Source organism: Pseudomonas sp. BGI-2, from assembly GCF_004310295.1.
Taxonomy (GTDB): Bacteria; Pseudomonadota; Gammaproteobacteria; order Pseudomonadales; family Pseudomonadaceae; genus Aquipseudomonas.
The window spans coordinates 1-1152 of the sequence record NZ_SISB01000102.1 but is presented as its reverse complement, the minus strand read 5'-3'; the positions used below and the strand labels follow the sequence as shown (position 1 = coordinate 1152).

Annotated in this window: 1 protein-coding gene; it reads left to right on the top strand. The window is 54.9% G+C overall.

Annotated features, from left to right (window positions below; all coding sequences use genetic code 11):
- Positions 1-64: 64 nt before the first annotated feature.
- Positions 65-1152, top strand: a protein-coding gene (locus EYC95_RS30045; protein WP_371928450.1) for an IS3 family transposase whose coding sequence is annotated in 2 segments (ribosomal slippage) — positions 65-317 and positions 317-1152 — 1089 coding nt annotated over the 2 segments. Because the reading frame shifts where the segments join, the coding sequence is not laid out codon by codon here. This gene is flagged as partial in the annotation.

The following is a 1152-nucleotide window of genomic DNA, read 5'->3' as shown; positions in this document are numbered from 1 at the left end:
TGTAGTGGTCTAATTTCCCCGGACACCTCGATAGGTGGAAAATGCATCTATCGAGGAGATTTTCATGACCGACAAACGCAGAACATTCGACGACAGCTTCAAGCTGGAAGTCGTGAAGATGATCAAGGATCAGGGCCTGAGCGTTTCACAGGTTTGTCGTGATCTTAATATCGGTGATACGGCCGTTCGGCGCTGGGTACAGCAGTACGAGGCCGAGCAGTTGGGACAGGCCGGGATGGGCAAACCGCTGACGTCCGAGCAGCAGCGTATTCGGCAGTTGGAGCAAGAAAACCGCCAGCTCAAGATGGATAACGATGTATTAAAAAAAGCTACTGCCTTCTTTGCCCGCGAGCTGAAGTAACGTACCGATTGGTTCGGCAGCTGCAACAGAAGGCTTATTCGGTGGCGCATGTCTGTCGGCTACTGGGTATTAGTCGATCCGGTTTCTACGAGGCCAACAAGCGCGCTGAAGTTCCGGCATCGGTTTGTCCGATCACGGTTCAGCTCAAGGCGTCGTTTGCCAAGAGTGGCGGCTGCTATGGCAGTCGCCCGTTGCGTAAAGCTTTACGCGCCAAGGGCATAGAAATAGGCCTTTATAAGATCCGCCGCTTGATGCGTACCAATGGCCTGCGTTCGGCCTGGAAGCGTAAGTTTGTGCACACGACCGATAGCAAACACAACCTGCCGATTGCCGAGAATGTGCTGAATCGCCAATTTGAACCCGAGGCAGCGAACAAGGCCTGGGTGGCAGACATTACCTACATCCGGACCCGTAGCGGCTGGTTGTACCTGGCCGTGGTGCTGGACTTGTTCTCACGCAAGATAGTGGGCTGGTCCATGGCCCCGAACATGCCGGCTGAGCTGGTGTGCAGTGCAATGCAGTTGGCGGTTGCTCAGCGTCAACCGCCACCGGGCCTGATCGCGCACTCGGATCGTGGCAGCCAGTACGCGAGCGCGAGCTACAGATCCCTGCTGGCAAGAAATGACATGCAGCAAAGCATGAGCCGTAAAGGTAACTGCTGGGACAACTCAGTGATGGAGCGCTTCTTCCTGAGCTTGAAAATGGAGCGGGTATGGCGGCGCGATTACGCCAACCACGCCGAAGCGATACGTGACATTACTGAATACATCGTTGGGTTTTACAACAACGAG